General features: G+C 67.8%; 25 protein-coding genes and 2 tRNA genes. 17 read left to right on the top strand and 10 right to left on the bottom strand.

Annotated elements, in window-relative coordinates:
- Window positions 1-633: 633 nt before the first annotated feature.
- Window positions 634-709: transfer RNA gene (locus QN206_10800), tRNA-Arg, on the bottom strand.
- A 163-nt stretch (window positions 710-872) separates the two neighbouring features.
- Here QN206_10800 and QN206_10805 point away from each other — a divergent pair.
- The 17 genes from QN206_10805 (at window position 873) to QN206_10885 (ending at window position 16,749) form a co-directional block, all read left to right on the top strand.
- Window positions 873-947 (top strand) — tRNA-His (locus QN206_10805).
- 132 nt (window positions 948-1,079) lie between these two features.
- The gene (locus tag QN206_10810) at window positions 1,080-1,940 is read left to right on the top strand and encodes a GntR family transcriptional regulator (protein MDR7615295.1); all 861 of its coding nucleotides are present in this window, start codon (window positions 1,080-1,082) and stop codon (window positions 1,938-1,940) included.
- Window positions 1,937-2,902, top strand: a complete 966-nt coding sequence (locus tag QN206_10815) for an ABC transporter substrate-binding protein (protein MDR7615296.1) — start codon at window positions 1,937-1,939, stop codon at window positions 2,900-2,902. The genes QN206_10810 and QN206_10815 overlap by 4 nt, the downstream gene beginning before the upstream one ends.
- A 3-nt stretch (window positions 2,903-2,905) precedes the next feature.
- Window positions 2,906-3,700, top strand: coding sequence for an ABC transporter permease (locus tag QN206_10820; protein MDR7615297.1), 795 nt, complete (start codon window positions 2,906-2,908; stop codon window positions 3,698-3,700).
- 2 nt (window positions 3,701-3,702) lie between these two features.
- Window positions 3,703-4,485: an ABC transporter permease gene (locus tag QN206_10825; protein MDR7615298.1), complete on the top strand. Its 783-nt coding sequence runs from the start codon at window positions 3,703-3,705 to the stop codon at window positions 4,483-4,485.
- Entirely contained in the window at window positions 4,482-5,294 is an 813-nt protein-coding gene (locus QN206_10830; protein ID MDR7615299.1) for an ABC transporter ATP-binding protein, read from the top strand. The genes QN206_10825 and QN206_10830 overlap by 4 nt, the downstream gene beginning before the upstream one ends.
- Window positions 5,291-6,187 (top strand): CoA-transferase, encoded by an 897-nt coding sequence (locus tag QN206_10835; GenBank protein ID MDR7615300.1) that lies wholly within the window; start codon window positions 5,291-5,293, stop codon window positions 6,185-6,187. The genes QN206_10830 and QN206_10835 overlap by 4 nt, the downstream gene beginning before the upstream one ends.
- A gap of 4 nt (window positions 6,188-6,191) precedes the next feature.
- Window positions 6,192-6,962 (top strand): CoA-transferase, encoded by a 771-nt coding sequence (locus QN206_10840; protein MDR7615301.1) that lies wholly within the window; start codon window positions 6,192-6,194, stop codon window positions 6,960-6,962.
- A 21-nt stretch (window positions 6,963-6,983) separates the two neighbouring features.
- Window positions 6,984-8,144, top strand: coding sequence for an acyl-CoA dehydrogenase family protein (locus QN206_10845; GenBank protein ID MDR7615302.1), 1,161 nt, complete (start codon window positions 6,984-6,986; stop codon window positions 8,142-8,144).
- A gap of 22 nt (window positions 8,145-8,166) precedes the next feature.
- Entirely contained in the window at window positions 8,167-9,054 is an 888-nt protein-coding gene (locus QN206_10850; protein ID MDR7615303.1) for a CoA ester lyase, read from the top strand.
- A complete protein-coding gene (locus tag QN206_10855) occupies window positions 9,051-10,058 on the top strand; it encodes an LLM class flavin-dependent oxidoreductase (GenBank protein ID MDR7615304.1) in 1,008 nt (335 codons plus the stop codon). Before QN206_10850 ends, QN206_10855 begins: the two co-directional genes overlap by 4 nt.
- A gap of 51 nt (window positions 10,059-10,109) precedes the next feature.
- Entirely contained in the window at window positions 10,110-11,123 is a 1,014-nt protein-coding gene (locus QN206_10860) for a DUF6282 family protein (protein MDR7615305.1), read from the top strand.
- A 21-nt stretch (window positions 11,124-11,144) separates the two neighbouring features.
- Window positions 11,145-11,648 carry a MaoC family dehydratase gene (locus QN206_10865; protein MDR7615306.1) on the top strand — a complete coding sequence of 168 codons (504 nt, stop codon included), beginning with the start codon at window positions 11,145-11,147 and terminating at the stop codon, window positions 11,646-11,648.
- Window positions 11,648-12,856 (top strand): CaiB/BaiF CoA-transferase family protein, encoded by a 1,209-nt coding sequence (locus QN206_10870; GenBank protein MDR7615307.1) that lies wholly within the window; start codon window positions 11,648-11,650, stop codon window positions 12,854-12,856. The genes QN206_10865 and QN206_10870 overlap by 1 nt, the downstream gene beginning before the upstream one ends.
- 22 nt (window positions 12,857-12,878) lie before the next feature.
- Window positions 12,879-13,673 carry an electron transfer flavoprotein subunit beta/FixA family protein gene (locus QN206_10875; GenBank protein MDR7615308.1) on the top strand — a complete coding sequence of 265 codons (795 nt, stop codon included), beginning with the start codon at window positions 12,879-12,881 and terminating at the stop codon, window positions 13,671-13,673.
- Window positions 13,674-13,683: 10 nt separating this feature from the next.
- Window positions 13,684-14,685, top strand: a complete 1,002-nt coding sequence (locus QN206_10880) for an electron transfer flavoprotein subunit alpha/FixB family protein (GenBank protein ID MDR7615309.1) — start codon at window positions 13,684-13,686, stop codon at window positions 14,683-14,685.
- A gap of 21 nt (window positions 14,686-14,706) precedes the next feature.
- Entirely contained in the window at window positions 14,707-16,749 is a 2,043-nt protein-coding gene (locus QN206_10885; GenBank protein MDR7615310.1) for a (Fe-S)-binding protein, read from the top strand.
- On the opposite strand, the gene QN206_10890 is transcribed toward QN206_10885, so the two are convergent.
- The 9 genes from QN206_10890 to QN206_10930 all read right to left on the bottom strand — a co-directional run bounded on the left by QN206_10890 (window position 16,729) and on the right by QN206_10930 (window position 25,419).
- Window positions 16,729-17,745 carry an amidohydrolase family protein gene (locus QN206_10890; protein MDR7615311.1) on the bottom strand — a complete coding sequence of 339 codons (1,017 nt, stop codon included), beginning with the start codon at window positions 17,743-17,745 and terminating at the stop codon, window positions 16,729-16,731. The two genes, QN206_10885 and QN206_10890, sit on opposite strands and share 21 nt — an antisense overlap.
- Window positions 17,746-17,766: 21 nt before the next feature.
- Window positions 17,767-18,801, bottom strand: a complete 1,035-nt coding sequence (locus QN206_10895; protein MDR7615312.1) for an ABC transporter substrate-binding protein — start codon at window positions 18,799-18,801, stop codon at window positions 17,767-17,769.
- A 19-nt stretch (window positions 18,802-18,820) separates the two neighbouring features.
- Entirely contained in the window at window positions 18,821-19,633 is an 813-nt protein-coding gene (locus QN206_10900) for an ABC transporter permease (GenBank protein MDR7615313.1), read from the bottom strand.
- Complete coding sequence (locus tag QN206_10905; protein ID MDR7615314.1) at window positions 19,633-20,367, bottom strand: ABC transporter ATP-binding protein; 735 nt, start codon at window positions 20,365-20,367, stop codon at window positions 19,633-19,635. The genes QN206_10900 and QN206_10905 overlap by 1 nt, the downstream gene beginning before the upstream one ends.
- A 122-nt stretch (window positions 20,368-20,489) precedes the next feature.
- Window positions 20,490-21,281 carry a 2-keto-4-pentenoate hydratase gene (locus tag QN206_10910; protein ID MDR7615315.1) on the bottom strand — a complete coding sequence of 264 codons (792 nt, stop codon included), beginning with the start codon at window positions 21,279-21,281 and terminating at the stop codon, window positions 20,490-20,492.
- Window positions 21,263-22,720 carry an aldehyde dehydrogenase gene (locus QN206_10915; protein MDR7615316.1) on the bottom strand — a complete coding sequence of 486 codons (1,458 nt, stop codon included), beginning with the start codon at window positions 22,718-22,720 and terminating at the stop codon, window positions 21,263-21,265. Before QN206_10915 ends, QN206_10910 begins: the two co-directional genes overlap by 19 nt.
- 1 nt (window position 22,721) lies before the next feature.
- Window positions 22,722-23,459, bottom strand: coding sequence for a fumarylacetoacetate hydrolase family protein (locus QN206_10920; protein MDR7615317.1), 738 nt, complete (start codon window positions 23,457-23,459; stop codon window positions 22,722-22,724).
- On the bottom strand, window positions 23,456-24,478 hold the full coding sequence (gene dmpG, locus QN206_10925) for a 4-hydroxy-2-oxovalerate aldolase (GenBank protein ID MDR7615318.1): 1,023 nt from the start codon (window positions 24,476-24,478) through the stop codon (window positions 23,456-23,458). Before dmpG ends, QN206_10920 begins: the two co-directional genes overlap by 4 nt.
- Before the next feature lie 23 nt (window positions 24,479-24,501).
- A complete protein-coding gene (locus QN206_10930) occupies window positions 24,502-25,419 on the bottom strand; it encodes an acetaldehyde dehydrogenase (acetylating) (protein MDR7615319.1) in 918 nt (305 codons plus the stop codon).
- Window positions 25,420-25,543 lie beyond the last annotated feature (124 nt).

Consider the following 25,543-nt stretch of genomic DNA (forward strand, 5'->3'; position numbering starts at 1 on the left):
CTCCCCGTCCGCAGCAGGGGAACGGTCAGGACGCCCACCAGCCCGAGGAGGACGCAAACCGCTTCCCACCCCGACATCCGTCGCATGGCCCCTCGCCTCCTTTTCCCGGTTTCTGGAACCGTCCCGGCCGGCCACACCCGAGAACGCCCGCACACCCCCGACGCACCCCGGTCATCCGGTCTGTCTATACAAATCCACAGCACCACTCTATGGAGGTCCTCCCCTCCCGTCAATCCAGCCGTGGGGCGGGGACTCCGAAGGCTGCGGGAGCGGGGAGAGGTTGCGCCGCGTGCTTACAGGGACCGTCCCGGGCGTGAGCCGCACCTCCAACCCCACCAGCGGCCGGGCGGCTGCGACCGCTGGCAAAGATTACCAGGTCGGATTAGCGAAGCCCGGGTGCGGGATGCTGCGGATCCGGCCCTGGCTAGATCCCTCACGCAGGCGGGGCAAGTCCAAATCGCCCAGGAAGTTCGCAAACCGATCTAGTCACCACCGATAGGTACCGAAGGTGGCCTGCGTGCACCCGGCTACCTGCTTGTTGAGCAGGAAGGCCTCGACCAAGGTGGTGAACCCTGGCTTTCCGGGCCGCTCTATTGAGGTCGCGGGCGGCTGAAACTCTTGCGGTACAAGCGCTGGCGCGCCCGGAGGGATTCGAACCCCCGACCCGCTGCTTAGAAGGCAGCCGCTCTCTCCCCTGAGCTACGGGCGCGGCCCTGCTCATTCTACTGCGCCGGAGCACGATCCGGGAATCGCTCCAACAGGAAGGGGACGGGGAGGCCTCCCATCAGCGCCCACGGGCAAGACCCTGGGACCGACCGACGATGGCGCGGGGTGCTCCGTGTGGTATAATCCCCCTGGCTCACGGAGGCACGGTGGCCGTAGCTCAACGGCAGAGCACCAGACTGTGGCTCTGGGGGTTGGGGGTTCAAATCCCCTCGGCCACCCCAGCAGAACCCCGAGGGTAGGAGAGGACTGTTCTGCAGGGTTCGACTTGGCGGGAGCCTCTTGACAGTAGTGTACTCTGTATACAAAACTCTGTATTGAACTAGCCGTATGGAGACCGATCGAGGCGGTGGCCCGTGCTGGCCCGGGATGCGGAGCGCCTGATCCGGTCCGAGGTCCTTCCCCTGGAGCGCTCCGAGATCAGCGCGCAGATCGCGGAGATCCTGGCCAACGAGATCATCCAGGGTCGCCTGCCCGGAGGTACCAGGCTCCGGGAAGAGGCCTTGGCCGCCCAATTTAAGACCAGCCGCACGCCGGTCCGGGAAGCCCTCCGACGCCTGGAGCGAGAGCACCTGGTGGAGCACATCCCCCGTCGAGGGTTCGTGGTGGCGACCATCCACGCCCGTGCCGTCGCGGGGATCTATCTCTGTCGGGCCTGGCTTCACGGCCTGGCCGCCCGGCAGGCCACCCTGGTCGCCACGCAGGCGGAGATCGAGGAGCTCGAGAGCTTCGTCCGCCAGATGCGCCAGGCCTTAGAGCCCCCGAATGTGCCGGAACTGTTCCGCCTCAACGTGATCTTCCACCAGCGGATCGCGGAGATCGCCCAGAACCCAACCCTGGAGGAGATCCTGCGCGGGCTGGGACGGCCCATTCTGCGCCTTCGGTACATGTCCATCTCCGTTCCGGGACGGGCGGAGGCGTCCGTGCGGGCCCATGAGGAGATCATGACAGCGTTCCGCGCCCGGGACCCCATCCGCGTGGAAACCCTGGTCCGCGAGAACATCCTGGCCGCGGGGGAGGCGATTCTGCGCCACTACTTCCCCGAGGAACTGGGCCGGGATCCCACGCTCCTGGAGACTTATCTGACCACGGGATACGGCCGGCCGCAGGCCTCCGTTCAGCCCGTGGCCTCGGCTCTCTCTGGGGTAGGAAAGGCCGGGGAGGGTGTTGATCGCAGGGGGCGCAAAACCGAAAGCGGGAGGAGGGCAAAGCCGTGAGACGCGTGGCCTTTCAGACGGGATTGGCCGGCTTTGTGGTGACGGTCCTGATCGTGTGCTCCGTCTCGTCCGTTCCCGCCCAGGCCCCGGTACGGCTCCGGGTGGGCATCATTCCCATCGTGGATCTGCTCCAGCTGTTCGTGGCAGACGCCAAGGGCTACTTCGCAGAGGAAGGCTTGCGGGTGGAGACCACGACCATGGCGGGAGGTGCGCAGATCGCCCCCGCGGTGGAAGGGGGCAGTCTGGATGTGGGATGGTCCAATGTCGTCTCCATCCTGCTGGCCCGGGAGCGGGGGTTTGACTTCGTGTTCTTCGCACCGGGAGCGTTCGAGGTGGATCCCCACAACCGCGTCCACCAGTTGTTGGTCCCCGCGGACTCCCCGGTGCGCGGGGCGCGGGACCTCGTGGGCAAGACCGTGGCGGTCAACACCCTGGCGAACATCCCCTACCTCGCGGCCCTCGCGTGGCTCGACCAGCACGGGGTGAATCCGGTCCAGGTCCGGTTCGTGGAAATTCCGTTCCCCGATATGCCGGCGGCCCTGAGCGGGAAGCGGGTGGATGCCGCGGTGGTCATCGAGCCCTTCGCGAGCGTGGCGTTGGCCCAGGGGGTTGCTCGGGTACTGGATCCACGTCCCTTCGCGGTCTTCGGTCGGAGGGTCCTGGTGGCCTCCTGGTTCGCGAAGCGCTCCTGGCTCGATCGAAACCGGCAGGCCGCAGCCGCCTTCAACCGGGCCATCCGGCGAGCGAACGAGTTCATCCTCCGTCGTCCCGGTGAGGCCCGGGCCCTGATCCCCCGGTACACCCGGGTCCCCGCGGATGTCGCGGAGCGGATGCCCCTGCCAGGGTTCTTCTCCACGGTGTTCGATTCGGACGTGCAGCCGGTGGTGGAGGCGGCTGTCAAACACGGGCTGCTGCGGAGGCCTCTTGCGCTCGGAGACATCTTAGTGCGAGGCCTGCGCTAAAGGATGAGCACCGTGTGGCTCCAGGGGAAGGGATTTGACCGGTGGGTCTCGGTCCTGGGAGCGGTGCTGGCGTGGGAGGTGGTCTCCAGGGCCGGAATTCTGCCCCCGGCCTTCTTCCCCCCTCCCAGCCGGGTCCTCCTGGCCCTGGTACGGGAACTGGGAACGGGTGAGATCCCCAAACACACCCTGACCACCCTCGCGGCCTATGCACGGGGTCTCGCCCTGGCCCTGGCCATCGGGGTGCCGTGGGGCGTCCTGCTGGGCCGGGTCCGGATCATGCGGCGGGCCAGCGCGGTGCTGATCGAGATGCTGCGGCCCATCCCCTCTGTGGCCATCATTCCCGTGGCCATCCTGCTGCTGGGGATCGGGGAGGAGATGCGGTTCGCGGTGGCTTGCTATGCGGCGGTGTGGCCCGTGCTGTTCAACACCATGTACGGGGTCTACAACGCAGATCCCGTACTCGTGGACAGCGCCCGGGTCTTTGGGTTCGCGCGGTGGGAGGTCCTCTGGCGGGTCGTGGTTCCGTCCGCCCTTCCGTTCATCACCACGGGCATTCGGGTGAGCTCCGCGGTGGCCCTCATCGTGACCGTAACCGCGGAGATGGTGGCGGGCACCGGAGGGCTCGGCTTCTACGTGAAGGCTACAGAGCTAGGGAGCCGTGTCCCAGAGATGTACGGGGGGATTTTGCTTCTGGGAATCCTGGGATACCTGCTGAACCACCTCCTGCGAGCCTTGGAGGGCCGGACCCTGGGGTGGTACCGGGGAGCCATGGGACGGGCGGAGGAGGCAGGAGGGTGAGGATGCCGAGGGGATGGCGCGGGGTCCGGATGGCCAACTGGGCGGGATGGCTGGTTTTCCTGGCGTTTCTGGGGCTTTGGGAGATCCTTTCCCGCCGATCCGGGTCCCTGTACTTTCCCCCGATCACCCGGATCGTCGAGACCTTCATGGCCGTGTGGCAGGCCCGAAACCTCTCGGCCCACGTGGTGCCCAGCCTGGTGCGGATGGGGGAAGGGTACGGCCTCGCGGCGCTTGTGGGGACGGTCCTGGGGATTGCCATGGGGCATTGGAGACGGCTGGATCGGTTCGTGGACCCCCTCGTGGAGTTCTTCCGGGCCATCCCGCCGCCTGCGCTCATCCCCTTTGCCCTCCTCACGATGGGAATCGGAGACGCGAGCAAGGTGTTCGTGATCGCCTTCTCCAGTCTCTGGCCCATCCTCCTGAACGCCCGGGATGGGGTGCGGAACGTGGATCAGGTAATGATCGAGACCGCCAGGATGTTCGGCCTCAGCGCCCGAGAGGTGGTGATGGGGGTGGTGGCTCCGGCCACCATGCCCCAGCTCTTCGCGGGTCTCCGGACGAGTCTCGGCGTGGCCTTCATCACCATGGTGATCGCGGAGATGGTGGGAAGCACCAATGGGCTGGGGTACTTCATCCTGAATGCCCAGCGCCTGTTTGCGGTGCCGGAGATGTACGCGGGCATCCTCCTGCTGGGCCTGTTGGGATACCTGGTAAACGGCGCTTTCGAGCGGGTGGAGGGCCGCGTCCTGGGCTGGCATCGGGGATCCCGGGCGGTGCAGCCATGAGCCGGGTCGTGCTGGAAGTGGTGGACGTGAGCAAGGAATTCTCGGAACGCCAGCGGGCGGCCCTCCAAGGGGTTTCCTTCTCCGTGATGGAAGGGGAATTCGTGGCCATCGTCGGGCCCTCGGGATGCGGGAAGTCCACCTTGCTCAAGTGCGTGTGTGGTCTTATGGCCCCGTCCCGGGGCGAGATCCGGGTGGAAGGGCGTCGGGTGACAGGGCCGCCGCCCGGAGTCATCCTGGTGTTCCAGGAGTACAACCGATCCCTGTTCCCCTGGCTCACGGTGATCCAGAACGTGATGCTCCCCCTGCGGAAGCGGAAAGGACTCACGCCCCTGGACCGGGAGGGACTGGCCCTCCGGATGCTGGCGGCGGTGGGCCTCGACGGGTTCGGGAACCACTATCCGTGGGAGCTCTCCGGGGGGATGCAGCAGCGGGTGGCCATCGCCCGGGCTCTGGCCTTTCAGCCCCGCATCCTCCTCATGGACGAACCCTTCGGCTCTGTGGATGCCCTCACGCGGATGGAGCTGGAAGATCTGTTGCTGAACCTCTGGACCCAGTTCCGGTTTACCACCCTGCTCGTCACGCACGACGTGGACGAGGCCATCTACCTCGCGGATCGAGTTCTGGTGTTCAGTGGGTCTCCGGGAAGGGTGGTGGACGACGTGCCGGTGGATCTGCCGCGACCTCGTGATCAGATCGCGACGCGGTCCGCGGCCGCGTTCGCTTCCTTGCGAAGCCGGATCTTCCGTCAGATCGGGAGCCGAAGACCGGACTGGGTGGCAACTCCGCCAGGCGAAGGAGGGCCGCGATGAATCCGGACAAGGTGCGAAGCTTGCAGGAGGTGGTGGCGTCCGTCCCGGAGGGGGCACATGTGGCCCTGGGAGGATTTGCCGTCTCGGGCTGCCCCATCGCCTTCGTGCACGAGATGATCCGGCAGCGGCGGGGAAGGCTGACCCTCAGTCAGGCGGTGGGGGGAATGGATACGGACCTCCTGGTGGGCGCGGGGCTGGTGGACACCCTGATCTTTGGAGGCGGATCCCTAGATCGGGCGGGCCTGCTGAACCGGGTGAACGAGGCGATCCTGAGGGGCAGGGTCCGGGTCCTGGAGCAAAGCAGCTTGGCCATCACCCTCCGCTACCATGCGGGGGCCCTCGGCATTCCTTACATTCCCACCCGTACGCTCCTGGGATCCGAGATGCTGGAACCTCTCGTGGAGGCGGGGGAGGCGGAGGTGGCGGAGGATCCCTTTGAAGGCCAGAGGATCGTCCGGCTCCGAGCCCTGCGGCCGGATGTGGCGGTGCTGCACGTCCAGATGGCAGATCGTCAGGGAAATTGCCGGATCCTGGGGCCCACGTGGGACAACCTGGAGAAGGCCCGGGCCGCCCGCCGCACCATCGTGCTCACGGAGGAGCTGGTGGACGAGGAGGCGTTCCGGAGATCCCCGGAGGGGACGGTCCTGAGCGGCCTCTACGTGGACGCGGTGGTCCCCCTCCGTTTCTCCGCTTACCCCACCGCCTGCTACCGGAAGTACGATTACGACTTCGACCATCTGCGGCGCTACGCCACGCTCGCACAAACCGAGGAGGGGTTCGCCCAATACCTGGAGGAGTACGTCCTGGGAACCTCCGACCACGAGGGATACCTGCACCGCGTGGGGGAGGAACGCCTGCGGGATCTGGTGGCGGATCCGGAAAGGGGGTATTGAGGCGATGAGCAAAAGCCAGAGGTACAGCCCGAGCGAGATGATGGTGGTGGCCGCCTCCCGGTTGCTCCGGGACGGGGAGATCGTGTTGGTGGGACTGGGGCTTCCGCAGCTGGCGTGTCTGCTGGCGAAGGCCACGCACGCCCCGGGACTCCGAATGGTCCTCGAGATCGGAGTCCTCGAGCCCGAGCCAGTAGATCCCGCCATCGGGATCGCGGATCCACGCCTCTGGTACCGCGCCACCTGCCACACGAGCTTCACGGAGACCCTCGGGGTCCTGCTTCAAGGCGGCCGGATCGACGTGGGGTTCTTGGGCGGGGCCCAGGTGGACCGGTTCGGCAACATCAACTCCACGCACGTGTGCCAGAACGGACGGCCCGTCCGCAGATTTCGGGGCAGCGGAGGCGCATGCGACATCGCGGCCCTGGCGGGACGGGTGATCATCATCACGCCCCACGAGCGGCGCAGGTTCCCGGAACGGGTGGATTACCGTACAAGCCCGGGCTTCCTCGAGGGAGGGCGCAGCCGGGAGGCTGCAGGCCTGCGCGGGGGGCCGGTGCACGTGATCACGGATCTGGCCGTGCTGGGGTTTGATGCGGAAACCCGGGAGATGCGGCTGATAAGCGTGCACCCGGGCGTGGACCCCGAGGCGGTGCAGGAGGCCACAGGCTTCCCGTTGGTCTGGGCCGGGGAGATCCAGACCACCCCACCCCCCTCTCGGGAGGAGCTGGAGATCCTGCGGACCCGCATCGATCCGCATGGCTGGTACCTGAGGTGAGACGGAAAGGAGGGGGCGATCATGGAACGAGGCTCTCCGGAGTCCCTGGCCCTGTTGCGGGAGTCCATCCGGGAGCTGTGCAAGCGGTTCCCGGACGAGTACTGGAGGGAGCTGGATCGACGGCGTGCCTACCCGGAGGAGTTCATCCGGGTCCTCACGGAGCAGGGGTATCTCTCCATCCTCATTCCGGAGGAGTACGGAGGGGCGGGGCTGGGGATCACGGAGGCCAGCGTGATCCTGGAGGAGATCAACCGCTCCGGGGGAAACGCGAGCGCGTGCCACGCGCAGATGTACACCATGGCGCCCATCCTCCGCTACGGCAGCGAGGAACAGAAACGCCGGTACCTGCCGAGGATCGCCAGCGGGGAACTCCGACTCCAGGCCTTTGCCGTCACGGAGCCCGATGCGGGCTCGGACACCACCCGGATCACCACCTTCGCCCGCCGGGTGGGAGACCGCTACGTGATCCGCGGCCAGAAGATCTTCATCTCCCGGGTCCTGCAGTCCGACCTCATGCTCCTGCTGGCCCGCACCACCCGCTACGAGGAAGTGGCTCAGAAAACCGAGGGGATGTCCCTGTTCCTCATTGACCTGCGGGAAAGCCGGGACCGGATCCGGATCACCCCCATCGAGACCATGCTCAACCATCCCACTTACCAGCTGTACTTCGATGACCTGGAGGTCCCGGAGGACGCCCTGGTGGGGGAGGAAGGGAAGGGGTTTCGATACATCGTGGACGGGTGGAATGCGGAGCGGATTCTGGTGGCGGCGGAGGCCATCGGGGACGCCCGGTGGTTCATCCAGCGGGCCGTGGAATACGCGAAGAGGCGCGTGGTGTTCGGCCGTCCCATCGGCGCGAACCAGGGGATTCAGTTCCCCATTGCCCAGGCCTTCGCCCACACGGAGGCCGCGGATCTCATGCGGTTCGAGGCCGCCCGTCGGTTCGACCGGGGAGAGAGCTGCGGCGCCCAGGCGAACATGGCGAAGCTGTTGGCCACGGAGGCCGCGTGGGAGGCGGCCAACGTCTGCATGAACGTCCACGGAGGGTACGGCTTCGCGGTGGAGTACGACGTGGAGCGGAAGTTCCGGGAGACCCGTTTGCTCATGACGGCACCGGTGAGTCCGAACCTCATCCTCGCGTACCTGGGCCATCGGGTGCTGGGCCTGCCGAGATCCTACTGAGAGGAGGGAGAGGGCGGTGGAGATGGATCTGAAACGTTCGTGGCTGTTCGTCCCGGGGAACCGACAGCGGATGATCGACAAGGCCTTCGGGCTGGCCGCGGACGCCCTCATGCTGGACCTGGAGGATGGGGTCCCCCCGGCCGCCAAGGAGGAGGCGCGGGAACGCATCGCGGAGGCTCTGGAGCGACCCCGGACGGAGGGAGGCCCCATGCGCTTCGTCCGGGTGAACGGCATCCGGCACCCCGACCTGGAACGGGATCTCTGGTGCGCGGTGCGCCCAGGGGCGGATGGGTTGGTGCTTCCGAAGGTGGAAAGCCCGGAGCAGGTCCAGGAGATGGACGAGCGCGTGGGTCGGGTGGAGGCAGAACGGGGGATGGCGGTGGGGGGTCTCCGCTTCCTGGTGGCCATCGAGAGTCCCCTGGGGTTGCTGGAGGCCTACCGCATCGCCCGGTCGAGTGAGCGGGTGGTGGGGTTGCTCTTCGGGGCCGAGGACTACTCCCGCGAGCTGGGTCTCCCCGTGGTGCGAGAGAAGGAAGCCCGGGAATTGCTGTACGCCCGGTCCGCGTTCGCCACCGCAGCCGCCGCCGCGCACGTGCAGGCGGTGGACGGGGTCTGGCCCGATCTGAACGACATCGCGGGCCTGTGGCAGGACTGCTGGATGGCCCGGAGGCTCGGGTTCACGGGGAAGTCCATCATCCACCCCTCCCAGATCGAGCCCGTGAACCACGTGTTCACCCCTTCCGCCAGCGACCTGGAGTTCGCCCGGCGGGTGGTGGAGGCCTTCGAGCAGGCGGAGGCCGCAGGGGTGGGCTCCATCACCCTGGGAGGACAGCTCATCGATCGCCCCATCGTGGAGCGGGCTCGGGCCACCCTACGCCTCGCAGAGAGTCTGGGGGTGATCTCAAGATGAAGTACGACATCGAGCTGAATTCTGCCGCGCACTATCCTGCAGATCAGGTGGTCGGTCTCGCGGTGCTGGCGGAGGAGGCAGGTTTCGGAGCACTCTGGAAAGGGGAGTCCAACAGCACGGACCCCCTCGTGCTCCTGTCCGCGGTGGCCAGCAGGACCCAGCGCCTCCTCCTGGGGACCGCCATCTACCACATCCACGGGCGCAGCCCCGTGACCCTGGGGATCCAGGCAGCCACCCTCCAGGATCTCAGCGGGGGGCGGTTCCTCCTGGGTCTCGGCGTGGGGAACGAGAACATCGCGGGCTGGCATGGGAGCACCCTGACCAAGCCCCTGGAGCGGATCCGGGAGTACATCGAGATCGTGCGCCGGGTGGCCCGGGGCGAGCGGGTGGAGCACCAGGGCCATTTCTACTCCACCGGTCAGCGGTTCCGGCTCGCGTGGCGGCCCCGGTACGGACCCCCTCCCGTGTACGTGGCCGCCCTGGGACCTCGCATGGCCCACCTGGCGGGGGCCGTGGGGGACGGGGTGCTCATCAACATGGCCCTCCCTCAGAAGATCCGGGAGATCGCGGCCAACGTGCGTCGGGGGGCAGAGGACGCGGGAAAGGACCCCAACTCCGTGGAGATCATCGCCAAGGTTCGCGTTTCCGTGCACCCGGACGAACGAAAGGCCAGGAGCCGGCTCCGGCAGGTCCTGACCTTCTACAACCTCGCGGAGTACTACCGCGACATGCTGCGGGAGATGGGCTTCCGCGCGGAGGTGGACCGGGTGCACGAGGCCTTCCGGGAAGGGGGGTTCAAGGCCGCCCAGGAGGCCATCACGGACGAGTACATGGACCGGCTGCCGGTCATCCCGGCCGCCTCCGTGGAGGAGGTCCGGGCGCGGCTTGAGCCCTTTGCGGAGGCCGGGGTCACCCGGCTGATCATCCCGTACGTGCCCGCAGAAGATCCTCCCGCGGAGGACGCGGCCCGGTTCCTCCGGGCATGGAGCGCGGTGAGAGTGTAGCGCCCAAGAGGCCGAAACCCATGGAGAGCCTTGCGAGGAGGAGGTGTGGAAATGTGTGACCTCTATGACCAGCAGGCGGCGGAACAGATCATGGTGGGACGTACCCTGACCCTGAAGCGGGTCCGGGAGCTGAATGCGAAGGACTACTTCTACCAGATGCTGAAGGACCGCCCGGAGATCCGGAGGATCTATCCCGGAATCGAGAACGAGCTCCTGGTGGGAGCCATCGACACGCACATCCACGCCTATCCGGATTTCGTCTATCGATCCCAGGACATGATCCAGGTGGCCATAGACGCGGCGAAGGCCCGCATGCGGGCCGTGGTGTTCAAGGACCATTACAACATCAGTTGCAACGCGGCATACGTGGTGCAGCGGTACATCGACGACCTGGTGGCCCGGGGGGAATTGGAGCACCGGGTGGAGGTCTACGGGGGGATGGGCACCTGCCACGGGATGAACCCGGAGTATGTGCGGATCGCCCTCCAGTACCCGAACTGCAAGATGATCTGGTTCCCCACCTTCACCTCCTACGGGTACTGGCGATCCGCGGGCCGGCCGGAGCTCGGGAAGGTGCGACTGGTGGATGACAACGGGGAGGTCCTCCCCGAGGTGGTGGAGATCATGAAGCTGGCCGTGGAGCACCGGGTGGGGATCGGCTTCGGACACACGGATTTTCAGGAGCTCCTCCCCCTCGCGAAGAAGGCCAAGGAGCTGGGCGTCCGGGCCGTCCTGGACCATCCCCTTCTGGAGCTCAACAAGCTCCTGCTGGACGAGATGCGGGAGCTGGCGGACCTGGGAGTCTACGTGGGAACCTACTGCCAGCCCATGATCCCCAGCCTGTACCAGCCCGTGGCGGATCCCATGGAGACCATCGAGGCCATCAAGCAGATCGGACCGGAGCGGTGCATCATCGGGAGCGATTTCGGGCAGGTGATGCACATGGACACCATGGACGGGATGCGGGTCTTCCTGAGAGCCCTGCTGGCCTTCGGCATCAGCAAGGAGGACATCCGGAAGATGCTGGTGGAGAACCCGGCGAAGCTGATTTGGCTGGAGGATTAACCGGAAAGGGAGGTGAGGGAGATGCCGGTGAAGCCGGGTTGGGAAGGCCGGTTCTTCGAGGACTTCGAGGTGGGAGATGTGTACAGGAGCCGGCTGGGCCGGACCATCACGGAGGCGGACAACATCTGGTTCACCCTCCTGACCAACAACACCAACCAGATCCACTTCAATGTGGAATACGCGAAGCGGACGGAGTTCGGGAAGCCCCTGGTGAACAGCGCCCTGACCCTGGCCATCGTGGCGGGGTTGGGGGTCCAGGACACGAGCGAGAACGGGTTCGCCTTAGGCTGGGACGAGATCAAGCTTCCAAAGCCGGTCTTCGTGGGGGACACCCTGTACTCGGAGTCGGAGGTGGTCGAAAAACGGGAAAGCCGATCCCGGCCTCAATTCGGGATCGTGAAGTTCCGGACCAGGGGGATTAACCAGCGGGGGGAGGTGGTGATCGAGTACACGCGGAGCGTCATGGTCTGGAAACGGGAGTACGCGCCACGGCGGGACCTGTTCCCCACCCCGCGGGAGGAGTGATGCCGGGCGTCCTGGCAGGGAAGCGGGTGGTGGCCCTGGAGGTGGCGGTGGCGGGGCCGTTCTGCACGAGCCTCCTCGGGGACATGGGGGCGGAGGTCATCAAGATCGAGAGGCCGGGGGGAGATCTCATCCGATCGTGGGACAGCGTGGTGCGGGGGCTGAGCTCTGGATACGTGTGGGTGAACCGGAACAAGCGGAGCGTGGTGCTGGATCTCAAGCGCCCGCGGGCTCGGGAGGTGGCCCGGCGGCTGGTGGAGCGTGCGGACGTGTTCGTGGAGAACCACGCGCCGGGCGTGGCGGAGAGCTTGGGGCTAGGCTATGGGAACGTCCGATCTTGGAACCCCCGGCTCGTTTACTGCTCCATCTCCGGATACGGGCGGGAGGGGCCGTACCGGGAGATGAAGGCCTACGATCTGCTGGTGCAGGCAGAGGCGGGCATGATGGCCGTCACGGGGTACCCGGAGGCACCGGCCAAGGTGGGCGTACCGGTGGCGGACCTCGCCGCGGGGCTGTACGGGGCCCTAGGGATCGTCCTGGCCCTGCTGGAGCGGGAGCGGACCGGGGAGGGGCAGTTCGTGGAGGTGTCCATGTTCGAGGCGATGCTGGCGTGGCTGGGGTACTTCCCCTACCACGTCTGGTACGGCGGAGAGGAGCCCGGGCGCGCGGGCATGCGGCACCACTACATCGTGCCCTACGGGCCGTTCCAGGCGGCGGACGGGAAGTGGATCTGCTTCGCGGTGGCCAGCGACCGGGATTGGAGGCGGTTCTGCGAGCAGGTCATCGAGCGGCCGGAGCTCGTGGACCACCCCGATTTCCACACCGTGGAGAAGCGCCGGCAGAACCGGGAGGTGCTGGAGCCGCTCCTGGAGCAGATCCTGAGGACCCGCGGCCAGGAGGAGTGGGCGCGGCGGCTGCAGGCAGCGGGCCTGCCGTGGGGGGTTATGCGGAGCATCGGGGAGGTGCTGGAACACCCCCAGGTGCTGGCCCGAGGACTGATCCAGGAGCTGGACTCCCCGGTGGGGAAGGTGAAGACCATCGCGAGCCCCCTGCGGCTAGAGCGGAACCGGGCACAGTACACCCGGGTTCCGGACCTGGGAGAGGATACGGTCCCCGTGCTGCGGGAGCTGGGGTTTTCCCCGGAGGAGATCCGGGACCTCCAGGCGGAGGGCGTGATCGGGACGGGGCCGGACCCGGAGGAAAGCCCGTAGACGCGGGTGAGGAGGCGGACGGATGCGCATCGTGGTGTGCGTGAAGCAGGTGTTGGACCCGGAGCTGCCCGCGGAGGAGTTCGCCGTTGACCGGGCGGCGAGGCGGCCCGCGGTGGAGAACCCCCGATTGGTGATGAGCACCTTCGATGAGATCGCGCTGGAAGTCGCCCTCCAGCTGCGGGAGGCGGCGGGGGAAGCCTCCGTGGTGGCTCTGAACCTGGGCGGTCGAAGCGCGGACGAGGTGCTGCGGAAGGCCCTGGCCATGGGGGCCCAGGAATCGTTGCGGGTCGATGCCTCGTCCCTGGAGGAACCGGATGGGGTCCAGACGGCCGCGGCGCTGGCGGCTGCCCTCCGGGGCCACCTGTGGCCCGTGGATGTGGTGGTCTGCGGCCGGCAGGCCGCGGACACGGACGCGGGTCAGGTGGGGCCTCTCCTCGCGGAGATGTTGGGCTTCCCCGTGGTGACCAACGTGCTCCGGGCGCGTCCGGGTGCTCCGGGTGCCCTTCACGTGGAGCGGGAGACGGAAGAGGGCACGGAGGTCGTGGAGGTGCAGCTTCCCGTCCTCCTGACGGTCACCAACGCGGAGTGCAACGTTCCCCGCATGCCGCGGGTCCGGGACATCATGGCCGCCCAGCGGAAGACGGTTCCCACCGTGGGGGTAGGGGATCTGCCCCCGGAGGCCGCGTCCCCGTGGACGACGCTCGTGGAGCTGGACCTGCCGCGGGTGGAGGGCCGGTGCCAGATGATCGAGGGAGAGACGGTGGAGGCGAAAGTGGAAGCCCTGCTGGCGGAGCTGGAGCGGCTGAAGGTGGTGTGAGGAGGCGGAGATGCGTGTGCTCGCGGTGGTCCTTTCGAGCCCCTCGAATTCCGCATGGGCGGAAGTGGTGGGAGCCGGGCGCGCGGCGGTCCAGGTCGCGGACGGTGCCCTGGAGGTGGCCGTCCTCGGTCCGGAGGAGGAGGTCGCTCAGGAGATGGCGCGGGAGGCCTGGCGAGGAGGGGCCGAGCGGATCTGGCTGGCGACGGACCCTGTCCTTCAAGACCTGTCCAGCGATCGGTACGTGGCGGCCCTGACGGAGGTCGCGCGCGCGGTACAGCCCACCGTCCTCCTGCTCCGGGCCGACCCGATGGGCGCGGAGCTCGGTCCCCGGGTCGCGTGGCGGCTGCAGGCGGCCTCGATCACGGATGTGGTGGGCGTGCGCCGGGATCCGGAGGGCTCTCTCCTCTGGATCCGGCCCATGTACGGCGGGAAGGCCCTGGCTGCGGTGAGATCCCACCGCCCCGTGACCGTGGTGACCGTGCGGCCCCGGGCGTTCTCCGCGCAGCCGGTGCGATCCGGGGATCCAGGTCCGGAGGGAATCCGAACCGTCCCGCTGGACGAGGCCGTGCGGATCGTTCCCCGGATCCGGGTATTGGAGCACCGCAGGCAGGAGACCACGGGGCCCCGCCTGGAGGAGGCCCGGGTGGTGGTCGGAGGAGGGCGGGGCATCGGCGGGGAAGAGGGCTTCCGGGTGCTGGAGGAGCTCGCGCGTCTGATGGGGGGGACGGTGGGAGCGAGCCGTGCCGCGGTGGACGCCGGTTGGGCTCCCGGTCACCTCCAGATCGGCCAGACGGGGAAGAAGATCGCCCCCGAGCTTTACCTCGCGGTCGGGATCAGCGGGGCAAGCCAGCACCTCGCGGGGGTGAGCGGTGCGCGGCACATCGTGGCCATCAACACCGATCCGGAAGCTCCGATCTTCAAGGCGGCGGAAGTAGGCGTGGTGGAGGACTGGAGGGAGATCGTCCCCCGGCTTGTGGAGCGGCTGAAGGAGAGGAAGAGGGCGGATCCCTAGATCTTCTGAGGGAACGAATCCATGCCACCGGAGACGTTGCGCGAAGCCACCCGGGAGGTCTTCTGGAACATCCCACCTCTCGGCGTGGGGATCATGTACCTCCTCACCGCGGTGGCGGTGGGGATCTTCGGGTACGGGATCTATCGGGAGGTCCGGAGGTGGCGCCGGGGAAAACCCGCGGATCGCCTCCGGCCCGTCTGGCCCCGTCTGAGGCTCGTCCTCCTCCACGTGGCGGGACACGCCCGGATGTTTGCGGAGCGGGTGCCGGGGTTGTACCACTTCGCCTTCTTCTGGGGATTCCTCGTGCTCTTCCTTGGGACCGTGGTGGTTTTCATCCACCACGATCTCCGAATCCCCATCATGCGGGGGCCTTTCTACCTGTACTTCCAATCCGCCACCCTGGACCTGATGGGCCTGGTGGCCGTGGTGGGGGTGGGCGCGGCTCTCATCTACCGGCACGTGGGAGGTCCACCCCGACTCCGGAGAGGGATCTGGTCGGATACCCTCCTTCTCCTCCTCTTCGAGGCCATCCTCCTCACGGGGTTCGTGGTGGAGGGGTTGCGCATCGCGGCCACGGAGGACCCTTGGGGGCGGTGGAGCCCGGTGGGGTTCGCCGTGGCGTGGCTCGTCCGGGGCACGGGCTGGGAGTTCCCGGTTGTCCGAGGGCTCCATGCAGTCCTGTGGTGGCTCCACTTCCTCCTCGCCACCGCCTTCGTGGCGTACATCCCTTACTCGAAGCTCTTCCACCTCCTCCTGGCCCCCCTGAACGTGTACCTCCAACCGTTGGAGGGAGCAGGGTCCCCGCGTCCCCTCCCGTTGGAGGAAGCCGCCACCTTGGGAGCGCGGAGCCTGGAGGACTTCACCTGGAAGGATCTTTTGGACCTCGATGTCTGTACGGAGTGCGGACGGTGTACGGCGGTCTGCCCTGCATCCGCTACGGGCAAACCCCTCTCCCCCATGCACCTGATCCTGGACCTCCGAGGGGTGCTCCGGGGGCGGGGCTCCCCAGCTCCCCTCGCCGGAGGGGTGGCGCGGGAGGAGACCCTCTGGGCGTGTACCACGTGTATGGCGTGTATGGAGGCATGCCCCGTATTCATCGAGCACGTCCCGAAGATCCTCGACCTGCGCCGCTACCTGGTGATGGAGGAGGCCCGGATCCCCGGGGGGATGCGGGAGGCCCTCCGCAGCTTGGAAGCGCGGGAGCACCCGTGGGCAGGGACCCGGTGGAGCCGGCGAGACTGGTACCGGGGGGTACCGGTCCGGGAGCTACGGGAGGCGGGGCGTGCGGAGAAGGTGGATGTGGTTTACTGGGCGGGGTGCGCGGTGCTGGATGAGCGTTACCAGCGGGTGGCCCGCGCCCTCATGCGCGTCCTGGACCACGCCGGGTTGCGGGTGGGGGTTCTGGGCCCTGAGGAGCGGTGCACCGGCGACCCCGCCCGGCGGATAGGGGACGAATTCCTGTTCCGTACCCTGGCCACCGCGAACCTCGAGACGTTCGCCCGATATGGGGTGCGGCGGGTGGTGACCTCCTGTCCGCATTGCTACAACGTGCTGAAGAACGAGTACCGGGACCTGGGCGGGAACCTGCAGGTCCAGCACCACACGGAGCTCCTCCGCTCCTTGCTCCGGCAGGGGAAGCTCGAAGGTCCCGTGCAGAAGGTCGGGGAAGGTCGGGTCCGCGTGACCTACCATGACCCCTGCTATCTGGCCCGGTACAACGGGGTGGTGGATCCTCCTCGGGAGGTCCTGGCGGGGCTTGTAGGGCTGGAGCTGGCGGAGATGCCCCGGAGGGGCAGGAACACCTTCTGCTGCGGAGCCGGAGGGGGGCGGGCCTGGATGGAGGAGCGGGGAGAAGAACGGGTGGCCCTCCAGCGGGCGCGGGAAGCGGTGGGGACAGGGGCGGAGGCGGTGGCCGTGAGCTGCCCGTTCTGCCTCCAGATGCTGGAGGACGCAGTGAAGTCCGCGGCCCCGGGGCACCCGGTGCGCGTCCTGGACGTGGCGGAGCTGGTGGCGGAATCCCTCCCGGAGCCGGAACGGGTCGGGTCAGAGCCGGAGGCGGAGTAGCCGGCGCGCGTTCCCCTCCAGGATCGCCCCTTTCGCTTCGGGTGAGAACGAGACGTTCTCCACCACCCGGATGGTCTCCCGGATGTAGAGGGCTCCGCCCTCAGGATCAAAAGGGAAATCCGTGGCGAAGAGAACCCGCTCGGCCCCGAAGAAGGCGATCCCGCACTCCGTGGCCGGAAGCGCCCCGAAGAGGGCGGTGTCCGCATAGAACAGGCGGAAGTATTCCAGGGGGCGTCTCTTCAGGGCCTCCTTGGCCCGCAGGTCCTCCTCGGAGTCCGTGCGGGTTCCCAACTGGTCCAGCCCCCAGCCCACCCGGCCCTCGAAGTACGGCACCATGCCGCCCATGTGGTGGGTGAGGATCTTCAGGTTCGGGAACCGGTCGAACAACCCCGAGAACACCACGCGGGCCATGAAGACGCTGGTCTCGTACGGCCACCCGAAGGTCCACCAGATGTCGTACTTGGAGCGGGTCTCCGTGGGATAGTCGGGCTGGTCCGGGGGACGGGTGGGGTGGACCCAGAGGGGAAGGTCGTGCTGACTCATCCGTTCGAAGAGGGGGAGGTATTCGGGAGCGTCCAGGGGCTTTCCGTTCACGTTGGTGTAGATCTGGACCCCCGTGGCTCCCAGCTCCCGGATCGCCCGGTCCGCCTCCCGGACCGCGGCCTCGGGATGGTTCATGGGCAGGGAGGCCACGAAGCCCACGAACCGGTCGGGGTACCGGTCCACCAGTTCCGCCAGGGCGTCGTTGGCCACCCGGGCGAGCTCGGGGGAACGATCCGGCGGCGCCACGGCCTCCAGGGGCGGCGCCGCCAGGGAGAGGACCTGGACGTAGTCGGGGTAGGCGTCCAGGAGGCGGAAGCGCGCGTCGAGATCGTAAAGGGCCGGGATCCCACGCACCCGCTTCTGCATGTATGCTTCCCCGGCCACGTGGCGCACCAGGTAGTCGTAGTACCGCTTTGGGAGAATGTGGCAGAAGACGTCAATTTTCCACGTCATGTCCGTCCTCCGGCGCTGGATTCAGCGGGACCCCCGCTCCCGGATCCGGTCCAAGGCCTTCTGTAGGTAGCTGAAGTCCACGAGCTGCTCCGTGGGGATTATGGCCCGGATGGCCCGCCACTCCAGCATGAACTCCTGCAGGGGTCTGATGTAACTCACGTTGAAGGTGCCGTCCGGCCGCAGGCCCGGCCAGATCATGTTCCGGTACACCTCCACGTCCTTGAAGGGGAGGTACTTGAGGAAGATGCGGATCACCTCCTCCCGGACGGAGGGATCCCGCATCGCCACGTCGTAGTAACGCAATCCCCGGATGTACGCGGTCATCCACCGCACCGCCAGGTCCGGGTTGGCGAGGATCGCGGGCCCGTAGAAGATCACCCCGATGGGGAAGTCGTTCACCACGCGGTCCGCGGTCATGAGGACCACCGCGGACTTGAGCCGGTAGGTGGCCACGGTGGCCACGGGCTCGATCACGAAGGCGGCGTCCACGGCGCCGTTCTGTAGGGCCACGGGCATCTCGGGGTTCGGCAGGACCACCAGGTCCACGTCCCGCAGGGAGAGCCCCGCGGTCCGGAGCATCTCCTGGACCTCGAAGGTCACCGCACCCTCCAGGTTCGTCACCGCCAGCTTCCGACCCCGGAGTCCCGCGATGGAGCGCACTCCCTGTTCGTACAGCTGCCGGCGGACGAGCAGCACGTTGAACCCGTTGCCCCGCCGGATGATCCCCTTCCCGGCCACGACCTTCAGGTTGATCCCCTGGTGGATGGCGTTGATGAAGGCGGGATCGAGAGCTCCTCCCCCCACGTGGAGCTGCCCCGTGGCCAGCAGCGGGATGGTCTGCCCGCCCGTGCGGAAGGTGTTGTTCATGGAGACCTCGATGCCCTCCTCCGCGAAGTAGCCCTTCTCCATGGCGATGTACATCCCGGCGTCGGAGGGATGGCCCACGGTCCCCACCACCACCCGGTCCAGCCGCCGCTGCCCCAAGGCCGCCTCCCAGCCCCCAGCCAGGGCTAGGACGCAGGCCAGTCCGAACACCGCCCACCGCCAGATCCGCATCCTCCTCACCTCCCCCGGATTACTGCCAGGGCACCAGGATCCTGCGCAGGGCATCCACGGCCAGCACGGAGAGGTAACCGAGCAGGGCGGTGATCATGAGCACCGCGTACAGGGTCGGCACGCTGAAGGTCTGCCAGCTGCTCCACAGCACGTACCCCAGCCCGTTGCGGGCTCCCAGCATCTCCGCCAGCACCACGAGGATCAGGCTCAGCCCGATTCCCAGCCGTGCTCCCGCCATGATGAGGGGGAGAGCCCCTGGGAGGGCCACCGTGCGGATCATCTGCCAGCGGGTGGCGGAGAAGCTGCGGGCCACGTCGAAGTACACCCGCCCCGTCACCAGAACCCCCTCCATGGCGTTCACCACCATCACGAAGAACACCCCGATGGCGGACATGGTGAGCTTGGAGCCCTCTCCCAGCCCGAAGATCAGCAGCAGGAGCGGCAGCAGGGCACTTTTCGGAATGGGGTACAGGGCAGCCACCACGGGGTCCAGGGCGGCCCGCACCCATGGCGAAAGCCCCATCAGGATGCCCAACAGGGCCGCGGGCACAGCCCCGATCACAAACCCCACCCCGAGCCGGGCCAAGGTGGCCCCCAGGTGCGGCAGCAGTTCCCCGCTCGCCAGTCCCCGCACCAGGGTCTCGAAGATGAGGCTCGGGGGTGGGAAGAACCGGGCGTCCATCCAGCCCATCCGCGCCGCTGCCTCCCAGGCGCCCAGCCACACGAGGGGGAAGGCGCTGCGGGCCAGGGCCGCGGCCTGGATCCCGAGTCCCGAGCTTTGGGAGGCGGGCCTCCGCTCCAGGGCCTGTGCGGGAAGGATCCGCTCCTCCACTAGCTCTTGACCTCCTCCGCGATCAGGGACCAGATGTGCCGGTAGATGCGCCCGTATTCCGGGCTTGAGCGGATCTCCACCACGTCCCGGGGCCGGGGGAAGGGAACGGGCACCCGGGCCTTCACGCGCCCGGGCCGGCGCGTCATCACCACGACCTCATCGCCCAGGGTGATGGCCTCGTCGATGCTGTGGGTGATGAACACCACCGTCTTCCGGTACTCCTCGCACAGCCGGGCCACCTCCTGCTGGAGGAGGGTGCGGGTCTGCTCATCCAGGGCGCTGAAGGGCTCGTCCATCAGCAGGATCTCGGGATCCACCGCAAAGGCCCGGGCGATGCTCACCCGCTGCTTCATGCCGCCCGAGAGCTGGTGGGGATAGGCGTCCGCAAAGCCTCCCAGGTGCACCCGCTCGATCCACTCCTCCGCGAGGGCGGACCGCCGAGCCCGGGGAATCCCACGGAGGGCAAGTCCGTACGCCACGTTTTCCCGGACCGTCATCCAGGGGAACACGGACTGCTCCTGGAACACCATGGCAAAGGGGCTCCCGCCGCTGTTGGTGTGCAGGACCACCCGCCCCTCGAACTCCCGCTCGAGCCCCCCGAGGATCCGGAGAAGCGTGGTCTTGCCACATCCGCTCGGCCCCACGATCACCGTAAACTGCCCCTGGGCCACCTCGAAGCTGACCCGATCCAGGGCTTGCAGGGTCCCCCTCCGGGTGGAAAAGGCCTTGCTCACTTCCTCCACCACCACTGCGGGAGGCCCTGTCCTGAGGTCAAGAGGTACCACCTGCACCGAATCCCCCCGAAACGTCCGGCTATTATGGTGGGGAGTTCTTCAAGCGTGTGCAAGTCGGTCGTCTATACGAACCGTACGGAGAGCGAGGGGGCCCCAGACATCTCCAGGGTGATCACATCCCCGCGTTGGACCGGAACGGCCCTTCCCAGGGACCCGCTGAACACGATGTCCCCGGCCTGCAACTCCTCATCGAATTCCGCGAGCTTGTTGGCAAGCCAGGCCACGCAGCGGGCCGGATGCCCCAGGGCCGCGGCGCCCAGACCCTCCGTGGCCGCCCGGCCGTTATGCCAGAGGATCATGCCCACCAGGCGCAGGTCCGCCTCCCGCATCCGGCTCGACCACGGCCCCACCACGAACCCTCCGAAGGAGGCGTTGTCCGCGATGGTGTCCGTGATCTTGATGCGCCAATCGGCGATGCGGGAGTCGATGATCTCGATGCCCGCGGTGACGGCCTCAGAAGCGGCCAGCACGTCCTGCAAGGTGACGTGGGGGCCCCGCAGGGGCCGGCCCAGCAAGAACGCCACCTCTCCCTCCACCCGCGGCTGCAGGAAGAGGTCGTAGGGAACCTCCGCCCGACCGGCCTGAACCGGGAAGTACCGGGAGCCCCACAGGCACCCGTAGTCCGGTTCGTTCACCCCCAGCTGGGCCTGCATGGCGGCGCTCGTGAGCCCGATCTTCCGACCCACGATGCGCTCCCCGCACTGGATGCGCAGACGCATCCAGTGCTGCTGCACCGCGTACGCATCCGGAATCTGCACCAGCCCGGCCTCCTCGCTCAGGGGCGGGATGGGCCGACGGCTGAGCAACGCCTCCTCCAGCCGTTGCGCGAGGACCTCTACCGGTTGCTGAGGCATACGGTTTTCGCTTCCGTGTAGAACTCCAGGCTGTACTGGGCACCCTCCCGGCCGATGCCGCTGTCCTTCATCCCGCCGAAGGGCACCCGCAGGTCCCGGACGAAGAAGTCGTTCACCCACACCGTGCCGACTTCCAGGGCGTTGGAGACCCGGATGGCCCGCCCCACGTCCTTGGTCTGTACCACCGCGCTCAGCCCGTAGTTCACACCGTTTGCGATCTCGATGGCTTCCTCCTCCGTCTCGAAGGGCAGAACCGTGACCACGGGACCGAAGACCTCCTCCTGGCAGATGCGGTCCGAGGGCCGGACGCCCGTGATGACCGTGGGATTGAGGAAGTTGCCGCGATCGAAGGGGGCGGGAAGGGAGGGCCGATCCCCGCCCAACAGGATCTGGGCTCCCTGTGCCTTGGCCTCCTCCACGTACCCCAAGACCCGCTGGAGGTGCTCCGGCATGATGAGGGCACCGAGGGTGGTTTGGGGGTCCATGGGGTCCCCGGGCCGCAGCCGCTCGCAGGCGGCGACAAACCGGTCCAGGAAGGCCTCGTAGATCGGCCGTTGCACGAGCACCCGCGGGCCCGCCAGGCAGAACTCCCCCTGGTTGAAGAAGCCCGCCCGCAGGCTCACCTCCACGGCCCGGTCCAGGTCCACGTCCGCGAAGACGATGTTCGGGCCCTTGCCGCCCAGCTCGAAGCTCAGCCGCTTGAGGGTGGGAGCGGCGTTCTGCATGATGATGCGGCCCGTGGTGGTCTCCCCGGTGAAGGAGATGAGCCGCACGAGCGGGTGCTTGGTGAGGAACTCCCCCGCGGAGTCCGGGCCGAATCCGTGGACCACGTTCAGCACACCCGGCGGGAGCCCGACCTGGTGCGCGAGCTGCGCAAGCTTCCAGGCGCCGATGGGGGTCCACTCCGCGGGCTTGAGGACCACGGTGTTCCCGAACGCCAGGGCCGGCCCGATCTTCCACGTCTCCAGCAGGAGGGGCACGTTCCACGGCGTGATGAGGGCGGCGACTCCTACAGGCATCCGCTGCACGTAGTTCACGTACCCGGTGTCCATGAGGAAGGCTTCCGTGCCGTGGGTCACGGCGAAGTCCGCGAAGAACTCGATGTTGTTCGCCACCCGGGCGATGTACACCGCGGGGTCGTTCTCCCGGATGGGGCGTCCCACGTCCCAGGTCTCGATGCGGGCCAGCTCCTCCGCGGACTCCCGGATGGCGTTCGCGAACGCCCGCAGGTACCTCCGGCGCTCCACGGCCGGCAGACGGCTCCACGTCCGGAAGGCCCGGTGGGCGGCCTGGACCGCGGCGTCCACCTCCTCCGCGGTGGCCTCCGGGGCGGTGCCGATCACCTCGTTCGTGGCGGGGTAGTACACCTCGAACCGGTTCCTCCCCTTCGCGAACTCACCGCCGATGTAGTGCTCCAGCTCGAAGAACGGCCGGTCCATCTCAGCCCCCTCCTTTCCCGATCCCGACCTCGCCGTGGAAGGTTACGAGCAGCAGGTGACCGTCGCCGACGACTTCCACCACTCCGGGCTCCGCGGAGACCGCGGGGGCGGGAGAACCCAGGAACACCACCTGGCCCGCCCGGAGCCCGCCCACCCGGTCCGCGAGCCAGCACAGCCGCAGGGCCGGGTCACCGAGGGATTCCGTGCGCCCCTCCGTGCGCAGGGTCCCGTTGATGTACAGGCGGAGCGTCTCGGGGGGATGGTCCCTTAAGAGGACTTCCCCGAGCACGAACCCTCCGCCCGAGGCGTTGTCCGCCACCACTTCCGCCGCGGTGAAGCGATAGTCCTGCCAGACGCTGTCCAGGATGTCCAGTCCCAAAAACCAACCGGCCATGGCCTTCCGCGCGGCCCCGGGAGGGCTTCCGGGTGGAAGGTCCTGTTGGAGGATGGTGACGAGTTCCGGCTCCAGGCGGGGCTGGAGGAAGCGGAGGAGGGAGACCTCGCGCTCCAGCAGCATGTCCGCGCAGATTCGCCCGTAGATGGGTTCGTGCACGCCCATCTGGGCCTGCTTCGCCTCGCTCAGCAGGCCCAGCTTGAACCCTCGCAGAACCCGACCCGCACACAGGGCCTCCTGGATCCGGTAGGCCACCGGGAGGTCCAGCTGCGCTCCGGCACTGGGGACAGGGGTGCGGCGGTGCCTCGCCTTGCGGATCTCCTCCGCGAGCTGGGTCTCCGTCATCCGCCCACCGCCGCCTGTTCCCGGGCCCGTACCAGGTCCAGGGCCACGTCCAGGATCCAGTCCTCCTGCCCTGCCACCGCCTTGCGCCGTCCCAGCTCCACCAGGATCTCCCGGGGATCGATGCCGAGCCGCTCCCCGATCCGCCGGGCGTGGAGGAGGAAGGTGGAGTACACCCCCGCGTACCCGATGGTGACCGCGTCCCGATCCGGGAAGGGCTGGAAGGGCATCATGGGGGCCAGGAGGAACTCCGCGGCATCCATGAGTTTGAAGACGTCCAGGCCGGGGTTGATGCCGGCCTTGTCCAGGACCGCGGCCAGCACCTCCGTGGCCGCGTTCCCCGCGCCTGCTCCGCATCCCCTCAGGCAGGCGTCCACCTGGTCCGCCCCCGCCTCGATGGCGGCCAGGGTGTTCCCGATGGCCAGGCCCAGGTTGTTGTGCGCGTGGAATCCCACCTGTACTTTGAGGGCTTGCCGGAGGGCCCGGACCGCGGCCGCGGCCTCCCAGGGCAGCATGGCCCCTGCGGAGTCCACCACGTACACGCAGTCCGCCCCGTAGGACTCCATGAGGAGGGCCTGCTCCGCCAGCACCTCCGGAGGCCGCATGTGGGCCATCATGAGGAAGCCCACGGTCTCCATGCCGAGCTCTTTGGCCAGCCCGAAGTGCTGCTCGGAGATGTCTGCCTCCGTACACTGCGTGGCGATGCGGGCGATGGTGGCTCCCCGACGGACCGCCTCCCTGAGCTCGTGTCGGGTGCCGATGCCGGGGAGGAGCAGCACCGCGATGCGGGCCCGCTTGACCACGGAGGCGGCCTCCTCCACGAGGTCCAGGTCCGGCACCCGGGAGAACCCGTACTGGATGCTGGAACCCGCAAGCCCATCCCCGTGGCTCACCTCGATCACGGGAACCCCGGCCTCATCCAGGGCCGCGGCCAGCTTGCGGACTTGCTCCCGGGTGAACTGGTGACGGAAGGCGTGCGACCCGTCCCGGAGGGTGGTGTCCGTGACCCGGGGCGGCTTCAGGTTGCGCTTCTCCACCAGCGTGCTCATGCGGTTACCCTCGCGAGCATGTGTTGAGCCATGAGCTCGCCCACCCGGCGGGCCGCGGAGGTCATGATGTCCAGGTTGCCCGCATAGGGCGGGAGGAAGTCCCCCGCGCCCTCGATCTCCAGGAGCATGGCGATGACCGTGCGCTCGCCCCACGGTGTCTCCCGACGATCGAAGTGCACGGGGTTCTTCAGCCGGTATCCGGGGACGTAGCGCTGTACCTCCGCCACCATCTGCTCCACGGACTCCCGGATGGTCTGAGGGTCCAGGTCCTCCGAGGCGGGGATGCAGTAAATGGTGTTGCGCATGATGATGGGCGGCTCCGCGGGGTTCAGGATGATGATGGCTTTGCCCTTCGCGGCCTTCCCCAGGACCTCCAGACCCCGGGCCGTGGTGGAGGTGAACTCATCGATGTTCTGGCGGGTTCCAGGGCCCGCGGAGCGACTCGCCACCGTGGAGACGATCTCCGCGTACTGGACAGGGGTGACCCGGCTCACCGCGTACACGAGGGGGATGGTGGCCTGCCCGCCGCAGGTGATGAGGTTCACGTTGGGGGCGTCCACGTGCTCCCCGAAGTTCACGGGGGGCACCACGTGAGGCCCCACCGCGGCCGGCGTGAGGTCCACCGCCACCTTCCCCGCTTCCCGCAGCAGCTTGGCATGACGGACGTGGGCTTTGGCGCTGGTGGCGTCGAACACGATGCGGATCTCCGGATCCTCCAGCACCGCCCGGATCCCCTCCACGCTCGTGCGGATCCCCAAGGACCGGGCCCGGGCAAGGCCCTCCGAATTCGGGTCAATCCCCGCCACCAGCACGAGCTCCATGGGCCCCGGATTTTTGAGGATCTTGTACATGAGATCGGTCCCGATGTTCCCGGATCCCAGGATGGCCACCTTCACCCGTCCGTTTCCCCGCATCTGAACTCCCCCTCTTCGCATCTTACGCGGGCGACGCTGACTTTCGTCCGACCCACGCCACGTTCCATATTCTACTCCCAAGGCCCGGGAAGGGGGAAACCGGTTTTCCCGGAGTCGTGCCTCT

The sequence above is a fragment of the Armatimonadota bacterium genome (assembly GCA_031460175.1).
GTDB lineage: Bacteria > Sysuimicrobiota > Sysuimicrobiia > Sysuimicrobiales > Sysuimicrobiaceae > Sysuimicrobium > Sysuimicrobium tengchongense.

Excerpts from the sequence above, each read along its gene's own strand:
- QN206_10820 (MDR7615297.1), top strand. The coding sequence starts at position 2,906 with ATGAGCACCGTGTGGCTCCAGGGGAAGGGATTTGACCGGTGGGTCTCG.
- QN206_10825 (MDR7615298.1), top strand. The coding sequence starts at position 3,703 with ATGCCGAGGGGATGGCGCGGGGTCCGGATGGCCAACTGGGCGGGATGG.
- QN206_10830 (MDR7615299.1), top strand. The coding sequence starts at position 4,482 with ATGAGCCGGGTCGTGCTGGAAGTGGTGGACGTGAGCAAGGAATTCTCG.
- QN206_10835 (MDR7615300.1), top strand. The coding sequence starts at position 5,291 with ATGAATCCGGACAAGGTGCGAAGCTTGCAGGAGGTGGTGGCGTCCGTC.
- QN206_10840 (MDR7615301.1), top strand. The coding sequence starts at position 6,192 with ATGAGCAAAAGCCAGAGGTACAGCCCGAGCGAGATGATGGTGGTGGCC.
- QN206_10845 (MDR7615302.1), top strand. The coding sequence starts at position 6,984 with ATGGAACGAGGCTCTCCGGAGTCCCTGGCCCTGTTGCGGGAGTCCATC.
- QN206_10850 (MDR7615303.1), top strand. The coding sequence starts at position 8,167 with ATGGATCTGAAACGTTCGTGGCTGTTCGTCCCGGGGAACCGACAGCGG.
- QN206_10855 (MDR7615304.1), top strand. The coding sequence starts at position 9,051 with ATGAAGTACGACATCGAGCTGAATTCTGCCGCGCACTATCCTGCAGAT.
- QN206_10860 (MDR7615305.1), top strand. The coding sequence starts at position 10,110 with ATGTGTGACCTCTATGACCAGCAGGCGGCGGAACAGATCATGGTGGGA.
- QN206_10865 (MDR7615306.1), top strand. The coding sequence starts at position 11,145 with ATGCCGGTGAAGCCGGGTTGGGAAGGCCGGTTCTTCGAGGACTTCGAG.
- QN206_10870 (MDR7615307.1), top strand. The coding sequence starts at position 11,648 with ATGCCGGGCGTCCTGGCAGGGAAGCGGGTGGTGGCCCTGGAGGTGGCG.
- QN206_10875 (MDR7615308.1), top strand. The coding sequence starts at position 12,879 with ATGCGCATCGTGGTGTGCGTGAAGCAGGTGTTGGACCCGGAGCTGCCC.
- QN206_10880 (MDR7615309.1), top strand. The coding sequence starts at position 13,684 with ATGCGTGTGCTCGCGGTGGTCCTTTCGAGCCCCTCGAATTCCGCATGG.
- QN206_10885 (MDR7615310.1), top strand. The coding sequence starts at position 14,707 with ATGCCACCGGAGACGTTGCGCGAAGCCACCCGGGAGGTCTTCTGGAAC.
- QN206_10890 (MDR7615311.1), bottom strand. The coding sequence starts at position 17,745 with ATGACGTGGAAAATTGACGTCTTCTGCCACATTCTCCCAAAGCGGTAC.
- QN206_10895 (MDR7615312.1), bottom strand. The coding sequence starts at position 18,801 with ATGCGGATCTGGCGGTGGGCGGTGTTCGGACTGGCCTGCGTCCTAGCC.
- QN206_10910 (MDR7615315.1), bottom strand. The coding sequence starts at position 21,281 with ATGCCTCAGCAACCGGTAGAGGTCCTCGCGCAACGGCTGGAGGAGGCG.
- QN206_10915 (MDR7615316.1), bottom strand. The coding sequence starts at position 22,720 with ATGGACCGGCCGTTCTTCGAGCTGGAGCACTACATCGGCGGTGAGTTC.
- QN206_10920 (MDR7615317.1), bottom strand. The coding sequence starts at position 23,459 with ATGACGGAGACCCAGCTCGCGGAGGAGATCCGCAAGGCGAGGCACCGC.
- QN206_10930 (MDR7615319.1), bottom strand. The coding sequence starts at position 25,419 with ATGCGGGGAAACGGACGGGTGAAGGTGGCCATCCTGGGATCCGGGAAC.